The 15,920-nt window shown below is 52.1% G+C and carries 12 protein-coding genes; 8 read left to right on the top strand and 4 right to left on the bottom strand.

Annotated features, from left to right (window positions below; all coding sequences use genetic code 11):
- Position 1: 1 nt before the first annotated feature.
- Positions 2 to 931: a bile acid:sodium symporter gene (locus Q0628_RS00100; protein WP_298767329.1), complete on the bottom strand. Its 930-nt coding sequence runs from the start codon at positions 929 to 931 to the stop codon at positions 2 to 4.
- 67 nt (positions 932 to 998) lie between these two features.
- Between Q0628_RS00100 and Q0628_RS00095 the strand changes: the two genes are divergently transcribed.
- From Q0628_RS00095 to Q0628_RS00085, 3 genes are read left to right on the top strand one after another with little or no spacing between them, the layout of a single operon-like run.
- Positions 999 to 2,390, top strand: a complete 1,392-nt coding sequence (locus tag Q0628_RS00095) for a potassium transporter TrkG (RefSeq protein WP_298767327.1) — start codon at positions 999 to 1,001, stop codon at positions 2,388 to 2,390.
- A gap of 3 nt (positions 2,391 to 2,393) precedes the next feature.
- Entirely contained in the window at positions 2,394 to 3,008 is a 615-nt protein-coding gene (locus Q0628_RS00090) for an FISUMP domain-containing protein (RefSeq protein WP_298767325.1), read from the top strand.
- Between the two features lie 39 nt (positions 3,009 to 3,047).
- The gene (locus Q0628_RS00085) at positions 3,048 to 3,704 is read left to right on the top strand and encodes a TrkA family potassium uptake protein (RefSeq protein WP_298767323.1); all 657 of its coding nucleotides are present in this window, start codon (positions 3,048 to 3,050) and stop codon (positions 3,702 to 3,704) included.
- Between the two features lie 70 nt (positions 3,705 to 3,774).
- Here Q0628_RS00085 and Q0628_RS00080 read toward each other — a convergent pair whose 3' ends face one another.
- The gene (locus tag Q0628_RS00080; protein WP_298767320.1) at positions 3,775 to 4,356 is read right to left on the bottom strand and encodes a hypothetical protein; all 582 of its coding nucleotides are present in this window, start codon (positions 4,354 to 4,356) and stop codon (positions 3,775 to 3,777) included.
- Positions 4,357 to 4,460: 104 nt separating this feature from the next.
- Here Q0628_RS00080 and aroC point away from each other — a divergent pair, with 104 nt between their 5' ends.
- From aroC to Q0628_RS00065, 3 genes are all read left to right on the top strand, one after another.
- A complete protein-coding gene (aroC, locus tag Q0628_RS00075; protein WP_298767318.1) occupies positions 4,461 to 5,543 on the top strand; it encodes a chorismate synthase in 1,083 nt (360 codons plus the stop codon).
- A gap of 28 nt (positions 5,544 to 5,571) precedes the next feature.
- Positions 5,572 to 6,462: a tetraacyldisaccharide 4'-kinase gene (locus Q0628_RS00070; RefSeq protein ID WP_298767316.1), complete on the top strand. Its 891-nt coding sequence runs from the start codon at positions 5,572 to 5,574 to the stop codon at positions 6,460 to 6,462.
- Positions 6,463 to 6,528: 66 nt separating this feature from the next.
- On the top strand, positions 6,529 to 7,980 hold the full coding sequence (locus Q0628_RS00065; protein ID WP_298767314.1) for a hypothetical protein: 1,452 nt from the start codon (positions 6,529 to 6,531) through the stop codon (positions 7,978 to 7,980).
- On the opposite strand, the gene Q0628_RS00060 is transcribed toward Q0628_RS00065, so the two are convergent.
- On the bottom strand, positions 7,977 to 8,369 hold the full coding sequence (locus Q0628_RS00060; RefSeq protein WP_298767313.1) for a co-chaperone GroES family protein: 393 nt from the start codon (positions 8,367 to 8,369) through the stop codon (positions 7,977 to 7,979). The genes Q0628_RS00065 and Q0628_RS00060 overlap by 4 nt on opposite strands.
- A gap of 43 nt (positions 8,370 to 8,412) precedes the next feature.
- Here Q0628_RS00060 and Q0628_RS00055 point away from each other — a divergent pair, with 43 nt between their 5' ends.
- Together Q0628_RS00055 and Q0628_RS00050 are read left to right on the top strand one after the other, a co-directional pair.
- Positions 8,413 to 9,357, top strand: a complete 945-nt coding sequence (locus Q0628_RS00055; RefSeq protein ID WP_298767312.1) for a hypothetical protein — start codon at positions 8,413 to 8,415, stop codon at positions 9,355 to 9,357.
- 35 nt (positions 9,358 to 9,392) lie between these two features.
- A complete protein-coding gene (locus Q0628_RS00050) occupies positions 9,393 to 11,261 on the top strand; it encodes an ABC-F family ATP-binding cassette domain-containing protein (RefSeq protein WP_298767311.1) in 1,869 nt (622 codons plus the stop codon).
- A gap of 73 nt (positions 11,262 to 11,334) precedes the next feature.
- On the opposite strand, the gene Q0628_RS00045 is transcribed toward Q0628_RS00050, so the two are convergent.
- Entirely contained in the window at positions 11,335 to 15,621 is a 4,287-nt protein-coding gene (locus tag Q0628_RS00045; protein WP_298767310.1) for a fibro-slime domain-containing protein, read from the bottom strand.
- Between the last annotated feature and the right edge of the window lie 299 nt (positions 15,622 to 15,920).

Below are 15,920 nucleotides of genomic sequence, written 5' to 3'. Positions count from 1 at the left end.
ATTATTCCGGTTTTTTGACTTCCGTTTGTGCAGATTCCTTCGGCTTGATCCTTGCGCTCAGATAACTGAGCACCAGGTTCTGCCACACCACGTAGCAAGTCGGGGCGAGCGCCACGACGGGGCCCGCATACAAAGTAGCTATCCAAATGACGAGCGTGGTGTTCTTCTGGCCCATGCTCTGTGCACTTTCGATGGGGCGACGGTTCCTTTCCACATACCAGCCGAGGGCGTAAAGCAGAATGCAAAGAATCAGCGAAATTCCCGCCATCATCGGGAGCTTTCCGCTATTCCACAAATCAGAGAATCCCATTTCGCGAATGTCGTAACTTGCTTTCGCCAAAATCACGAACACCGAGAAGGTCCACACGAACATGGTGTACTTTTGGTATTTGGCGGCACGGTCGGCAAGTTCCGGGTAGAACGCCCGCAGGCCAAGCGCAAACGCGAGTGGTATACTGATGATGGGCTGAATCGTATTGAAAATCTTCATCGCAATTTCGGAGAGGCCCGCATCGGTGCCGGTCAGGTAACCGAACACAAGGGGAATCGAAAAACACGCGATCAAGTTTCCGCTCAAGAAAATCTTTAACGCAAGCGAGGCCGAACCGCCGAGCATCTTGGCCATGGCAGGGGCCGCGTTTGCAGGCGGGCAAAGCGCAATGATGGCGCCCCCCAAAAGGACCTCGCGCGGGAGGTCGAAAAGCTTTACGATGCCCGCAATGGCAGCGACCAGGATCAGGCTCACCACCAGGGCGCGAATTTCAATCTTGAACGTGTAACCATGCGTTTGCGGCGGAATTTTCGTCACAAATGTCAAAAACATCATGGTACCGATCAAAAAAGGCATCAGGGGCGAAAGCACGTGCGCCTGCGGGAGCAAAATTCCGAGCAAAATCGCAATCGGCATCAAAATGGCACGCAAGTTCTTCATACGCGGCCAAATGTAGAAAACCGCCCAAACCTAGGCAAGATAGGGATTAATTTCTATATTGGGGCCCATGTTACGTTCAAGGTACGAAGCGTTTGACTTCGTGGAAAAGAAGGCCGAAGTCAAGAAAAAGTCGGGCAACCCGATTTTGATGATTGTGTCCGGCTACCTCGCGCTGGTTTCTCTGGGAGCACTCCTGTTGTCGCTCCCGTTTGCGCAGCGTGAACCAGTCGGCGTACTCGACGCCTTCTTCACGGCTATGTCTGCCGTTTGCGTCACGGGTCTTTCCACCATCGATATCAGCGCCAGTTTTACCACCTTCGGCAACTGGGTGCTAGTGGTTTTAATGCAGGCGGGCGGTCTTGGAATCATGACGATTTCTACCGTGATAATCCTCCTTGCCGGTATGCACCCGGGATTCAACCACCAGTCGGCCCTCCTCGCAAACTACACGCAGGAAGGTAATGTGGACGCAGGCCGAATCCTCAAGGCAGTGCTCCCCTTTACCTTCGGGCTCGAAGCGATTGGCGCCGTCATCTACTTTACGCAGTTCAGCGACATGGAACTCTACGACCGCCTTTTCTGCAGTCTGTTCCAGGCGGTCAGCTCCTTCTGTAACGTGGGCTTCACCTTGTTCCCCGATTCCCTGGTGCGCTTCCAGCTGAACCCGCTCATGAACATCACGACCTGCGTGCTTGCGCTGGCGGGCGGTTTCGGTTTCTTGGCCATTACCGAAATCCGTTACCTGTTCGACTTCAAGAAGCGCGCCATCCGCAAGGTGTCGCTGCATACCCACATTGCCACGGGCTTTACCCTGATTATCGTTCTCGTGAGTATCGCCTTCTTCATGTTCAGCGAATGGAGCAATACTTTTGCAGGCCTGAACTTCGGAGAGAAGCTGGAATCCAGCGCCTTCATGGCATTCACCAGCCGCACCGCGGGCCTCAATAACATCGACACCTCGGCGCTGAGCGTGGGCTCGCTGTTCTTCTTTGTGATTATCATGCTCATCGGCGCAAACCCCGGTAGCTGCGGTGGCGGTATCAAGACCACCACCACTGCCGTGATTTTCCTGCTGGGTTTCAACCGCCTGCTGGGCCGCAACAAGACCCAGATTCTTGGCCGCACCATTCCCGAAACCACGGTCGATAAGGCCGTGCGAATCTTCGTGGTCGCCATTGTCGTCGTGGTCGTTGCTACCCTCGTGCTTCTCGAAACTGAGGCCGCCGGCAATTCCATCGAGCAGGTTTCATTCCTCAAGGTATTCTTCGAAGTCGTCTCGGCCTACAGCACCTGCGGACTTTCCATGGGGCTCACCCCCGAGCTTTCCATTCCGGGCCGCATCGTCATCTGCACGGTCATGTTCGTTGGCCGCATGGGACCGCTCTTCCTGATTTCCGCCGTCGCCAAGAAGCAGGAACAGGGAATGTGGTACGCCGAAGAAGACATCATGGTGGGTTAACCCATGGGTAGAATCAGAACAGGAATTTCCGTTTTTATCCTTTTATCCTGCGCCTGGGGCACTTCCGTATGGGAACGCTCTCCCTGGGACACAACCCCCATAAAGTCAGAATCGGCGAAACAGACACCACAGGAAAAATCCGACGACGCAAACACCCTGACCGACTCCCGCGACGGACAGACCTACAGGACCGTTTCCGTAAACGGCCTGACCTGGATGGCCCAGAATCTGAACTACAGCACTTCGGGCAGCGTGTGTTACGAACTGAAGAAGAACTGCGACGCTGATGGTCGGCTCTACACCTGGCACGATGCCGCCAGGGCCTGCCCGCAAGGGACCAGGTTGCCAACAGCAAGCGAATGGGAATCGGCCCTTTCCAAAAGCGCCTTCAACCAAACCATGAGGCTGTCTGGTTACAGGGCCTTCAACCACGACTTCTACAATTTTGCTACGACCGGGGTCTATTGGACAGCCGACGAGAATCCGGACTACCATGACTACGCCTACTACTTCAAGTGGGAAAATTCGCAATGGATCAAGAAACATTTCTACAAGGATCAGGCCAATTCAGTCCGATGCGTCTCCGGTTCGACGGCTCAAGGCGGATCGGAGTGGTAAAAACACCCCTTTACATCATCCGTTTACTATCTTTAACACATGGCTTCTAAACAATTCGTAGTGATAGGACTCGGCAATACGGGCTACTTTCTTGCTCGCCATCTGACCGCACTCGGACATGACGTGATGGTCGTGGACCCGAGTCCCGAAAAGATCCAGGACATTTCCAACCAGGTCGCCCAGGCAGTTGTTGCCGACGGCACCCGTAAAAAGCAGCTGCAGTCTCTGCCGCTTTCCAAAGTGGACAGCGTCATCTGCTGCATTGGCGAAGACCTACAGGCCTCACTTCTGACCGTGCTCAACCTCAAGGAACTGGGAGTGAAGCACATTATCGCAAAATCCAGCAGCCCGGCCCACACGATCATTCTCGAAAAGCTCGGCGTAGCGGACATCTTCCACCCCGAGCGCGACATGGCGATTTCGCTGGCGGAACGTCTGAACCGCCCCAACATGCTCGACTACCTGCCGTTCATGGAAGGGTTCTCCATCGTGGAAATCGCATGCCCCGACGCCTTCCTCGGCAAGACGCTCAAGGACCTGTCACTGACCCACAAGTACGGCATCCAGGTCATCGCCATCCGCGATCCGCTGGAACCCACCCCCAAAATCGGTAACATCGCCGACTATACGCTCAAGGAAAACGATGTCCTTTTCGTCATCGGCCCGAACGAGGCTTTGGACAAACTAAAGGCCTAGTGTCCAATATTTTCAAAAATTACAAAAAAGACCGGTGCTACCGGTCTTTTTTTGATACTTGCCTAAAACGCTAGAACACCGGCTGGTTCGATACGGCCTTCTCGGCCCCCTTCTTGCTTCCGGCACTCTTTTCTGCCGCAAGCTTGCGGTGAGTCACGGAGCCGACCGCATAGAAGCGATTGTCCTTCTGGACAAGCCCGGTATAGATATTCAGCACCTTCACGGAGAACCACTGCTGATACAGGTTCATAAGGTTTTCCTTAAGGGTGGAAGTCTCGTCAATCGCGGGATTCGCCGACGCCTTACCGTATTTGAGCGTAAATTGCTCGGACATGTAGGCCACAGCCTCAAAGGACTTGCTCAAGCGCGCGCGTTCGACACGACCAGTCCTGATTTCAAAGGAATAGAACTTGTCGTTCTTGTTGAAAATGAAATCGACCTGCACAGGCAGTTCGCCGAACATGAACACAGGAATAACCACTCGTTCGCCTTCACCGCCGTAGGGATCAAAACCCAGTTTCATCACCTCTTCGATAACGGTTTCGCGAGACGCTCCAAAGGGAATTCCGGCAAAATCGTTATAACGCTGGGCGACTGCTTCCAGAGAAAGCAGCAAGGTCAGAATCGTTATAATAAAACCTAATCTACGCACAGGAATCTCCTATACCTTTGTAAAAGATAGTAAACTTCTGCAAGTTGGTAAGTCCTTATCAGGTATTTTCTTAGAAAAAACAACGATTATCTATATTTTGTAACATGTCCAGCACTTTTGGTAAAATATTTTCCGTTTCCACCTGGGGAGAATCCCATGGTCCGGCCGTTGGCTCGGTCCTAGATGGTTGCCCCGCAGGCCTTGAAATTTCCGAACAGGATATCCAGTCCGAACTCGACCGCAGGCGGCCGGGTCAAGGCAAGATGACGACCGCCCGCGATGAAAAGGACCGCGTCAAGATTCTTTCGGGCGTATTCGAAGGCAAAACCACCGGAACCCCGATTTCCTTCGCCGTATTCAACGAAGACCAGCGAAGCCATGACTACGCCGAAATCCAGAAGTGGTATCGACCGGGACACGCGGACCTTTGCTACGACCTCAAGTATGGCTTCAGGGACTACCGTGGTGGCGGACGCAGTTCTGCCCGGGAAACCATCGGGCGCGTGGCGGCGGGGGCCGTCGCGAAAAAGTTCCTGAAACAGGTCAACGGCACCGAGATTATCGCCTGGGTGAATTCCATCGGCGATGTGGACTGCGGGCCCCTGAACCTCGACACGCTCACGCTCGAAGATATTGAAAAATCCCCCGTACGCTGTCCCGACATGGACGCCAGCGTCAAAATGGAACAAGCAGTACTCAATGCCCGCAGCAACGGAGACAGCGTGGGTGGCACCGTATGCCTCCTGGTCAAGAATCCTCCGGTGGCGCTTGGCGAACCCGTGTTCGACCGCCTGGACGCCCTGCTCGCCCAGGCCATGCTCAGCATTCCCGCCTGCAAGGGCTTCGAAATCGGTAGCGGTTTCGCCTCGGCCCGCATGCACGGCAGCGAACACAACGACGAACTCTACTTCGATGGCCATGCCTACCACACCCGCACCAACAACGCAGGCGGTTCGCTCGGCGGCATCAGCAACGGAGAACCGATATACTGCCGCATAGCCTTCAAACCCACGGCGACTATTTCGCAGGAGCAGAAGACAGCCGGCCGCGGCGGAGAAAACGGGACACTCGCCGCACGTGGGCGCCACGACCCGTGCGTCGCAGTGCGCGCACCGGTCATTGTCGAAAGCATGGCAGCCCTCGTACTTGCGGACCTTTACCTGCAACAGAAACGCCATTGCCTCTAAGGACCGCAAAACGAGATATCTCGGGCACATGAGAATCCTGATAGCCGCCTGTTACAGGGCGGCTTACCTGTTGCACCACAAGCTTTTCCTTCGAAAGGGGAAACCCCTCCAACATAGCAAGCTTGTCGTGGTAGGTAGCTACCTCACGGGTGGAGCAGGAAAGACTCCCTTCTGCATGTGGCTTGCAGACCATGTCGCAAGCGGCGGAAAAAAAGTGGCGATACTCTGCCACCCCTACGCCTATGACGAAGCGGAGATGCTCCGTAGACGCTTTGCGGGACATCCGCTAGTACAAGTTGTCGTAACGGGCAACCGTTACCGCACCGCCCGGAAACTTGACCGAACTCGCCAATTCGGTACCATCCTCTGTGACGACGGCTTTGAAGACAGCCGCCTCGCAGGCGCAACATTCTTCGTGCTGCTTTGGGGAAAACCACCAACCCAATTGAGGGATCTGTGGCCAATAGGAAAGAATAGGAGCCTTCGGAAAGACCACGGCTCCGTAATCGAACTACAGTGTTCGGGAGCCGCCCCCGACATACGCTTCGTCTTACAGGGATTTTCGAACCAGGATCGAGTCCAGCCCGGATCGCCACGGCATCCTACCGGCGACTACAGACAAGTGAATTTGTTTTGCGGGGTCGGAGATCCGGTCCGATTTCTGCGCGACGTTCAATCGGTAGGGATCAAAATTCAACGTAGCATATTCCGCCGGGACCACGACCGGAATTTCGCCAAAGCATTCGCGCAGGAACTTGCGAACCACCGCAACGAAGATTATATCATCAGCCAGAAAGATGCGGCCCGCCTGCCAGACAATTTTGCTCAAAAAAGCCAGGTGTTCATCGCCAACCAGACCATTGTCCTAAACGAAAGCATCCTTTCGCGCGTCGATCTTGCCCTAAAAAACAGCCCTTAGCCAATTCGGTCCGAAAGGCAGAGAGATGCAGTTGTTATATTTTTTTTGATTTTTTGGATGGGAACTATGACGCTCACTAAACGCATTCAGGAACTTTTGCTTACGATGTCCGGAGATCTTCCGGAACGCGAATACTGCCTGCAGCTAGCCTTTCTTGCTGCAATTACCGGAGAACCGTTCTATCTTTACGGCCGTCCCGGTTCGGGCAAGGGCATTCTCATGAACAGGCTCATCTCGAGTTTCAGGAATCCCAAGATCCTGAAGGTGAGCAATAATCAACCCCTGCTTACCGAAGGAGCCTCGAATTACGACATCGTCGTTTTCCACAACTTCGAACCAACAAACGACACCATCAAGGACAATGTCAAGATGGTCCTGTTGGATCGGACCGATGCAGCAGTCATTCTAAGTAGCGACATTAGGCCCGAAAACGCAATGGGCCGCGCCAATATCGCCGACGAGATTACCCTGACCGTCCATATGCCCGATAGTCTTTCTGCCGATGCTCTTTGCGCTCTGCTCAAGAATCAGAGCAAGAAGGAAGCTTTCCACATGCCCGCAGGCCTCACAATCTCGGTCGAGGAGAAGCGTACATGGAACGAAGAAATCAAGAAGGTCACCCTTTCCGAAGACACGCTTTCCATCATCGGCAATCTTGCGGAACTATGCAAAGAAAATGGAATCTACGTTCCCATAAGCAAGTGGCTCTCCCTTTCTCACATGGCAAAGGCTATCGCCTACTTTAACGGACGAACCGAAACAACCTTTACCGACGCCCTGTTCCTGGGCGGATCCATTTGGGGCCGTTCTACATCTAACAGCGCCATCATGGAAAACTTTGGCAACATCGTCAAGAGCGTCTTTATGAAGAATATCCCCGAAGCACTGGAGGGACCGTATCCTGCAGAAGATCTCTACAATAAGGTCACGACAATCCTCCGGAGCAGCAATAACCTGTACGAAACGAAGGATTTCAACGGAGAACCGTGCGTCAGCTACCATGTCACGATTGCTGGCGAACAGACCCCGCTATATGTCCCCCTCCGCTATATCGAGACAGACGAAGAGTTCAATCCATACAACGAACTGCGCAAAGTCGAAAAGCATGTTCGGTGCAATTTCCACGGAACATCCAGTTGCACAATTTCGATTGAAACATCCGTCAAGGGAATCGGTCTTCGCAACACCATGACCCGCAGCAACACGAGTTCTTCCGGAAAGTTCGAAGACTTCGCCACGCTGCCGACCTATATTCTTCGCGAAAACGATCCCGAAGTCGCCCGGCAGAAAAAAACACGCCTTGAGGAACTGCAGAAGGAAGCTGTATTCCAGATGGAACGCCAGGCAAAGCTTTTACGCAGCCTCCGCGACCTGTATCAAGCAAGCAAGGTGCACCGGGACGACCTGTTCTGTGACAAGGTTTATTTCGACAAGCTGCTTAACGAGCTGCGCGAAACCTTTGACACGGTAAACGGCGTAGCCGCCAAACTAAAGGACACTCTGAGCCTTTTCAACTAGAGTTCGTCAATCGCAGAAAGCGTATCGGGCATTTCGGGGCGCACTACAAGCAGCACCGCATTTTGCGATATGATGACGTAGCGTTCACCATTCACCTCGATTTCGTGTCCGCTTGCATGCAGATACAGGGCCTCGTCACCTTCCTTGACCTGAAGAGGAATATACTTGACCGCTTCAGGAGACTCACCCCTAAAAATAGAATCGGAATCCTGTTCCGCAGGAATCGGATACCCCGGGCCCACCTTCACGACGAGCCCCGTATGCACGGCGTCATGTTCCCTGACGCTCGGCGGCAGGTAAAGTCCACTTCCCGTCTTGTTAGAGGATTCGAGAGGCTTGACCAGAATACGGTCCCCGATTACCACAATATTCTTTAAAGGATTCAGCATGTCTTCAAAGATAGAATTTATATCCTTTGCTATAATATAATCCGTGATCTTCATTATCCTATGGACAGTCATCGCCGCCTTCCTGACCGTATACCTCGGGAAAAGTCCCAAGGTGCGTAGCTGGGTCAAACTTCTCTGGAAAGCAAAACGGCTCCGCCGCGACTTTATCGCTGCGGCCGCAATCGTAGCCGTCATCGCGCTTGCCTACCTATTGATACCAAAAACGCAGGAACAGAAAACCAATGAACGAGAACTCTTCGAACGGTATGCCTCGCAGGCCATACTGAAACTGGACACCCTGCAAAAAATCGTCGTAGATTCGTCCTGCGATCTTTCGCATCCGCTTCCCGAACTCGTCTACATCCTGCCGCAGGTCATCGAAGCCTATGCCAAAATTGTTGAAAAGCCAACGACCCCCGTAATAACGAGAATTGACGACACTCTTCATTTTTCGATGAACGGCTACAAGCAATTCAAAAACCGAGGCATCAGACTCTCCAAGCTACTGCGCAAAAAACTCGGTAACCGCTACGAGCTGGATATCAGTAGTGACGGAAGCAATCACACATTAGCAATGACCTACATTGGGGAACCCTGGGATCGTGAGCAGCTAACGGCCCTTCCCGTCATGGAAGCTGCCAGCATTTACCAGATCGACCCCGCCCTACTGATGTCGCTGATCCGTCACGTTTCCAATTTCAATTTTGACTATCGCGGACAAAAGGATACTCGCGGGCTCCTTGCGCTTGACCGAGGCGAGGGCCTTGAGCAAATATTTATCGGAGCCGAGATCCTGCACAAAATTCTGGGAATCGGTGTAAGCGTCGAAAACGCCATCGCAGGATTCTATCCCTATCCCGAAATAGGCTCCAAACCGGAAAACTGGAACAAGTCGCCCATGACAAAAAGCTGGGTATCGCAGGTTCTCGGAGACATGGAATTTTACCATGAAAACGGACTGAGCAGGTCTAGCCCTAAAGATTTCTAGATAGAAGCCTACATGCATTTTTCTAAATTTGCATCGTGATTCAAATACAGAATGTTTCGAAATCCTTTGGCGTACAGGTCCTTCTGGACGGCGCCTCCATGCTTGTAGGCGACCATGAACGCGTAGGCCTCGTGGGTCGCAATGGTTGCGGCAAGTCGACGCTTTTCAAGATGATTCTCGGGCAGGAATGCCTCGATGGCGGAAGCATCGACATTCCCAAGAAATACACGCTCGGCTACCTGCAACAGCACCTGAACTTTACGCACGCAACGGTTCACGAAGAAGCCTGCAGCGTACTGAAGCCCAATGAAGACGGCTGGATCGAAGAACACAAGGTCGAAGCGATTCTGTTCGGCCTGGGATTCGACGAAGAATCCATGCACAAGAGCCCCTCGCTCCTTTCGGGAGGCTTCCAGATCCGCCTGAATCTGGCGAAGGTCTTGGCATCCGAACCCGACATGCTGTTGCTCGACGAACCGACCAACTACCTGGACATCGTGTCGATGCGCTGGCTCAGCCGATTCCTACGCAACTGGAAAGGCGAAGTCCTTCTGATTACGCACGATCACCACTTTATGGACGAGGTCTGCACGCATACCGCGGGCATTTTCCGCCACAAGATCCGCAAGGTGAAGGGCAGCGTCGAGAAGCTCCGCGAGACTGTCGCCGAAGAAGAGGAAGTCGCGCAGCGCACGCAGGAAAACGAGGCGAAAAAGAAGGCGCAGCTGGAACAGGTTATCGAACGTTTCCGCTACAAGGCAGCTAAGGCCGCCATGGTGCAGTCGAAAATCAAGGCCGCAGCAAAACTTGCGACCGGCGAACGCCTCTCCCACGAGCGCAATCTGGACTTCAGCTTTACCGAAGCGGATTTCCCCGGCAAGCGAATGTTGCAAATCAAGGGGCTTTCGTTTGCATACCCGAATGGCCCTGAACTGATTACAGACCTCACGATGGAAGTCTTCAAGGGAGACCGTATCGCCGTCATCGGACCGAACGGCCGCGGTAAAACGACGCTTTTGAACCTGATTGCCAAGGAACTCACACCGACCGCCGGCGAAATCAGCCACAACCCGAACTTGCAGATAAACTACTTCGGTCAGACGAATATCAACCGCCTGAATTTAGACAACACCGTCGAAGAAGAAATCGCCTCGGCCATCGAGGAAGTCTCGCAAAAAAGCCGCGCCCGCGGACTTGCAGGTCTCATGATGTTCAGCGGCGATGCCGCCCTCAAGAAGGTGAAAGTGCTGAGCGGCGGTGAACGCAGTCGCGTGCTCCTCGGAAAAATCTTGGCGAGCCCCTGCAACATGCTGCTGCTCGACGAACCGACGAACCACCTCGACATGGAATCTATCGAAAGCCTGATTGACGCGCTCGAAGATTACGAAGGTACCGCTATGGTGGTAACCCATGATGAAGAACTGTTGCACGCGTTTGCCACAAGGCTCGTCGTATTCGACGGCGGCAAGTGCCGCGTTTTCGAAGGCACCTACGCCGACTTCCTCGAGAAGGTCGGCTGGGCGAGCGAAAAGAAACCGGGCGGATCCGAATCTGCCAATATCAAGGTTTCTAATATCGACGTGAAAACGGACGGCACCGATAATGCGCCGCGAGTCAAGGAAGACCGCAAGGCCCGAGCCGACTATATCGCCGAACGCAGTAAGGTCATCAAGCCTCTAGAAAAGAAACTCGCGAAGCTCGAAGAAGACATCGCGAAAGCCGAAGCTCTCGGCGGAGAACTCGAAGCTAAACTTGTGAGCGCCTCCGAATCGGGCGACGGGAACGCCATTACCGCAATCGCCAAGGATATGGACGACAACAAGAAAAAAATCGACCAGCTTTACGAAGAATGGGAAAAGACAAGCGCCGAACTGGAATCCGCCAAGGATAAGTACCCGATATAACGAATCACTTTCGGCCCACTACATAAAAAACGACCCCGGAGGGGTCGTTTCATTTTTAAAGTAAACCTTTCGTTTATTTCTGCCTGCTACGCTTGATGCCTATGGTATAGGTATCGTCGCTTTCGCCGGCCTTTTCTCCAGCGCTCGTAATCTTGACATTCATCTTCGTGATATATGCACCGGTACCGACCAGGCGACCATTTTCACTACGCGCATTCCATTCAAAGAAAATGTTTCCCGGATTGTCGTAGCAGTTAGACTTAGACGGATCCGCAGCATTGTAGAACACAACCGAATCGCTACACAGAATGGTACCACCGGCCTTGTTCACGAAATTGCCTAGATGAGAGTAGTAATACCCATCCCAACGAATTTTGATAAGGGCCAGGGCTGAATCTCTATCGGCTCCGCTCGGAAGATTCATGACCATGGTCGTCGCCAGTTCACCGATATTGAATGTCATTAGCAGTCCGGGTTTTCCTAGACTATCAATCACGTCGCGGACAGTCTTGTTAGTCGGAACAGAAATCGGGACAATAGGATCATCGTACGGCCACGAATCATCCTCGGAACCGATCGTCACCACACCCGGAGCCTTCACTTCCGTGCGTTGTTCTCCCACGATACGAACTTTCGGGTTGTCAGGATGCGCCGCATTGCCGCCAAGATCCTTGATTTCTCCAGGGGCAAGACGCACATAGTCGCCTACAGCAGGGAGTGCACCTCCAGATGATTTGCGGAAGTAAATCTTGACGACATTCCCCATCGAGCTGACATCGGTACTACTGATTCTCAGCGAATCCATGAAATTCAAGGTGTCGCGGTAGAAGATAAATGCCGAGGCACCATCAATATTCCTGTTGTCCGTCCCTTCGCTCAAGTTCATAATAACCACGCTGATGTCTTCGGAAACGGTCTCGATGGTCGCATTCAAAATGATTGGAGCAACCTTGTCTTCAATGGATGTATTCATCGCCAGTTTCACCTCTTCACCGGAATCTTCATCGGTATAGGTGTAGTGATACCGAAGCGAACCAAAATATTCCTGATCGGCAACACCCGTGAACACATCCTTGCGCAAGCCTTCGGGATCATACATCACAAGAATCGAATCCTTGAATACCAGAGGCCATATCTTGTCCATGCCAGCCGTCACATGCGAAGCCTTGCCGCCAAAAATCCAGGCGAGCGTATCGGGTACAACATCGTCAAACGCCTTGTTAAAGGGCACAATCAGACTATCGGGAATTCCGTCTCCATTAACATCATGCATTTGCGCACGGGTGGCAAACGGAACCGGAGGTTCCTTGAAATTGATGTCGGTCCATTGAAGAGCATTGTTCACCGCATCACTTTCTATACTGAAGAAAGCCCTCACCATGGCGGAATCCCCTACGACATAGAAACTTGCATAACCGCTGGAATCCGTCGTTAGCGAGGAAATTCGCTGTCCGTCCTTGTCCAAAAAGCTCAGCGGGAACATCGTCTTCAAATTCAGATCAACAACGCAGTTCACTTGCGACGACGACTCCATTTCTCCGCAAGGAGTCATGCCAAACAAAACCGCCACCTTGAGCGGTACGGTATCCGGATACATCACGTGTGCAAGAAGGGTGTCATTCTTGCCTCCTTCACTCCGCAAGGAATCACCCCTAAGTGTCAGTCCCTTCGAATCAAGGAAAGCAGAATCACCCAGATGGAATACATTCACGAATGCAATATCTGGAAGCGGGTATTCAGGCACGACAAAAGAAATTATCTGGTACTGATTCTGATCCGACGCCAGGTAGCAAACCAGCATGTACCTGCCGGGAGCAAGCGTACGGGAGTTTACGAAGGCGGAAGTATCCACCGAGAATCCAGCCATGTTTTCATTGATGTAAATACCACCGTAATGCAGTCCTGGCTCCAGAAGAACACCTTCTGCCGGAAGCGAACCACCCACCAGCTGAAACACCGACTGCGCATAAGTCGTATCAATATTTGCTACACTAGAAACATCGCAACTCAGCGATTCATCAATCAGTAACTGCCAAAGTTCATATTCGATAATCCCATTAGAATTCATCTTCTGTACAGGGAAATAGGTCTTTTGCGTCTGCAAGTTAATCGATGTTCGCATCTTGAAATTCGAACCGGTCGCATTACGTTCCGAGAAGAAAATCTGGAAGGGGTATTCCTTGCCTTCGACAAGGCCCATCGTATCCAAGTCGACAGCTCCTTCCACCGGGCTGTGGCACCCCCCGATGTCTACAGCTAGGCGATTGTCAATGAACACCCACACATCGTCATCTCCACGAAATTCAAAATACTGTCCCTTCACATACTTGAACTGCGCATTGATCTTCATAGAAAAACTGTAATTATGCTTGCAGCCTTGAACATCCCAATCAAATTTCGGATTCTTGATAGTCTTTGCCGAATCCAGGTATTCAAAATCGTCTATCGGGTAAAAACCTGGATTAACGGGATCGTTACAGCCATTCGGAGATTCTGTAACATCCGCAAGCCAGAAACCTTCGGCATCGAGTTTCAGATCGATATCGCGACAGGTCGCATTCGTATAAGTACGGCCATCCCGCACAACAAGCGTTTCTGGAATGAACCACTTGTCGATTTCACGACCTGCCGAACACTGATCCCAGGGGAACGCAAGCGAATCCACACGCACCGGCAATCCGTCAGGACTCAAGGTTTCCTGCACCATGTTCAGGATATGCCCTCCGCAAGTCTTGTATTCGTTGCCATCATGTACGACTGTCGTGTAGGCATTGCCACCATAAATACCGCCAAAATCAATGTCAATGCTATCCGCATAGGATTCACCGGCCCAGTCCAGAATCATCGCCGAAATCTTCATCGTGGGGCAAATTCCAAGACGCCCCGGAAATACCTCGCTGAACCGAGGCGCACTATTGGAAAGCGGATAAGGATACACCCATACCGTATCGTAAAGCGCCATCATGGAATCAAGCGATATCGGCGCGCCATAACCCTTGTCTTCCGCCATCACGCCCTCGAGGCTATAATACTCCATCCCGAAGGACTGCTTGAACTGTACTTCCCAACTGTCCGTGTGCTTGTAGAACGTTCCCTGGTACCAACCGCATGTATCGCTCTGTGTCGTATCGAAGGGACTGGCGGCAATAGGTCCCATGCGCACCGTGTCATCGGCCACGATCATCGAGGGACTCATGTTGTCCCACGGACTCATCAGACGGACGGTCTTGGGTTCAAGAGGACTGAAGGAAAGATCAAAAGCACCGTTGCTACGCGTATGGATCCAGGTTTCGTACACACCAGTCGGAAAAAGAGTCGATGCGAGCGGACGCTGCGCTTCGCTAAAGAATGTTACCTGAGGCCATTCGTTCTGGCGTCGGTAAATGTTGAACAGGGCCGAAGAGGAATTCCAGTTCGCCGAGGAGACCGTAGAAGATTCAAAATCGTAATGAAACCAGTAGGGATAATCACCATCCGCCGTCATAGCAACCGGATTGTTTAGAATGTTGTTTCCGATCGTAATGTAGACGGCACTATCCTTGAAAGTCGAATTATTACGCCAGGGATGATACACATGCAGTACTCGCGTCGAATCAAAACAGGTCCCGAGAGTTCCTATCTTGGAATCAACCGGCAGAGTTGCTTTCGTACCATCAACGAACAAAGTATCGGATACGGCGAAGTAATCCACCAGTTCGACTTGTCCCTCAGCCGGAATCGACATGTAAGGAGTCTTGTAGCGAATAAAATGCACAGTGGCAATCGGATTTCTCTTGAGCATCGCCGGAGTCACAGCACCATAAAACCAACCGCAGCTGGATTCATCATCAAACACGAAACGCATCATCACGGAATCCGTGCCCATGATCATCTGCGGAAGAGCTTTATTGCCCCAAGGACTCTTGAACCAGACAATCTTGGAGCCCGGTGCGACATAGGACTTGCTGTAGGAAAGATCAGAAGTATTCGTGTAGAGCCACACTTCGGTATCGGTACCGAAAAGAGCTCCCATCTTGAAATCGCCACCCTCTTTCCAGGCTGTTCCGTTATTATTGTTATAGTTGTAATCGTCGGTATTCGGATAGAGACCTATATTAAAGGACTGCCAATCCTGGAAATCGGCCACGGACTTGTCCCAGGTGTAGCTGAACCATCCATCGCCTTCGTCGGTCATGATCGTCGTGGACGCTGCACCATAGGAAGCATTGTAGCTACCACCGGCCGATCCAAGGACATGTAGATAATATCCCGCTTTCGAGGCATCATCGCGCCATGGAGACTGAATATGTAGCGTTAATGAAGCCTGTGCGATACTCGCGCACAAAAAAAATGTCCATAACACCCAAACCCGATGTGGCATACACACTCCTTTTTCGCAAACAACTCCATCCTTAAATTAAATTCGTTATTCCAACTAGGAATAAAAAAAAGCTATCCGAGAGATAATTCGTTGAGAGAAACGCAATAAGAGCATCCCCAAAATATCCTTTTAAAACAAAAAATGTATGCAGGATTTTAGAAAGATGCGGACAACTGTAGACATCGATAATAGACCGACAGGATATAAAAAAAGCCCCCTACGAGGTAAACCTCGTAGGGGCCGTGAGCGACAAGTGCCCGGTATCGACCGGCTGTGGTCGCGAGAGCGTAACGGAGCGG

The sequence above is a fragment of the uncultured Fibrobacter sp. genome (genome assembly GCF_937877005.1).
Classification (GTDB): domain Bacteria; phylum Fibrobacterota; class Fibrobacteria; order Fibrobacterales; family Fibrobacteraceae; genus Fibrobacter.
The sequence above is the reverse complement of the archived record's forward strand: the minus strand, read 5'-3'. Positions and strand labels throughout refer to the sequence as shown.

Bases quoted from the DNA above. Each gene is read 5' to 3' on its own strand.
- Q0628_RS00095 (WP_298767327.1), top strand. From the start codon at position 999: ATGTTACGTTCAAGGTACGAAGCGTTTGACTTCGTGGAAAAGAAGGCC.
- Q0628_RS00065 (WP_298767314.1), top strand. From the start codon at position 6,529: ATGACGCTCACTAAACGCATTCAGGAACTTTTGCTTACGATGTCCGGA.
- Q0628_RS00060 (WP_298767313.1), bottom strand. From the start codon at position 8,369: ATGCTGAATCCTTTAAAGAATATTGTGGTAATCGGGGACCGTATTCTG.
- Q0628_RS00090 (WP_298767325.1), top strand. From the start codon at position 2,394: ATGGGTAGAATCAGAACAGGAATTTCCGTTTTTATCCTTTTATCCTGC.
- Q0628_RS00045 (WP_298767310.1), bottom strand. From the start codon at position 15,621: ATGCCACATCGGGTTTGGGTGTTATGGACATTTTTTTTGTGCGCGAGT.
- Q0628_RS00070 (WP_298767316.1), top strand. From the start codon at position 5,572: ATGAGAATCCTGATAGCCGCCTGTTACAGGGCGGCTTACCTGTTGCAC.
- aroC (WP_298767318.1), top strand. From the start codon at position 4,461: ATGTCCAGCACTTTTGGTAAAATATTTTCCGTTTCCACCTGGGGAGAA.
- Q0628_RS00100 (WP_298767329.1), bottom strand. From the start codon at position 931: ATGAAGAACTTGCGTGCCATTTTGATGCCGATTGCGATTTTGCTCGGA.
- Q0628_RS00085 (WP_298767323.1), top strand. From the start codon at position 3,048: ATGGCTTCTAAACAATTCGTAGTGATAGGACTCGGCAATACGGGCTAC.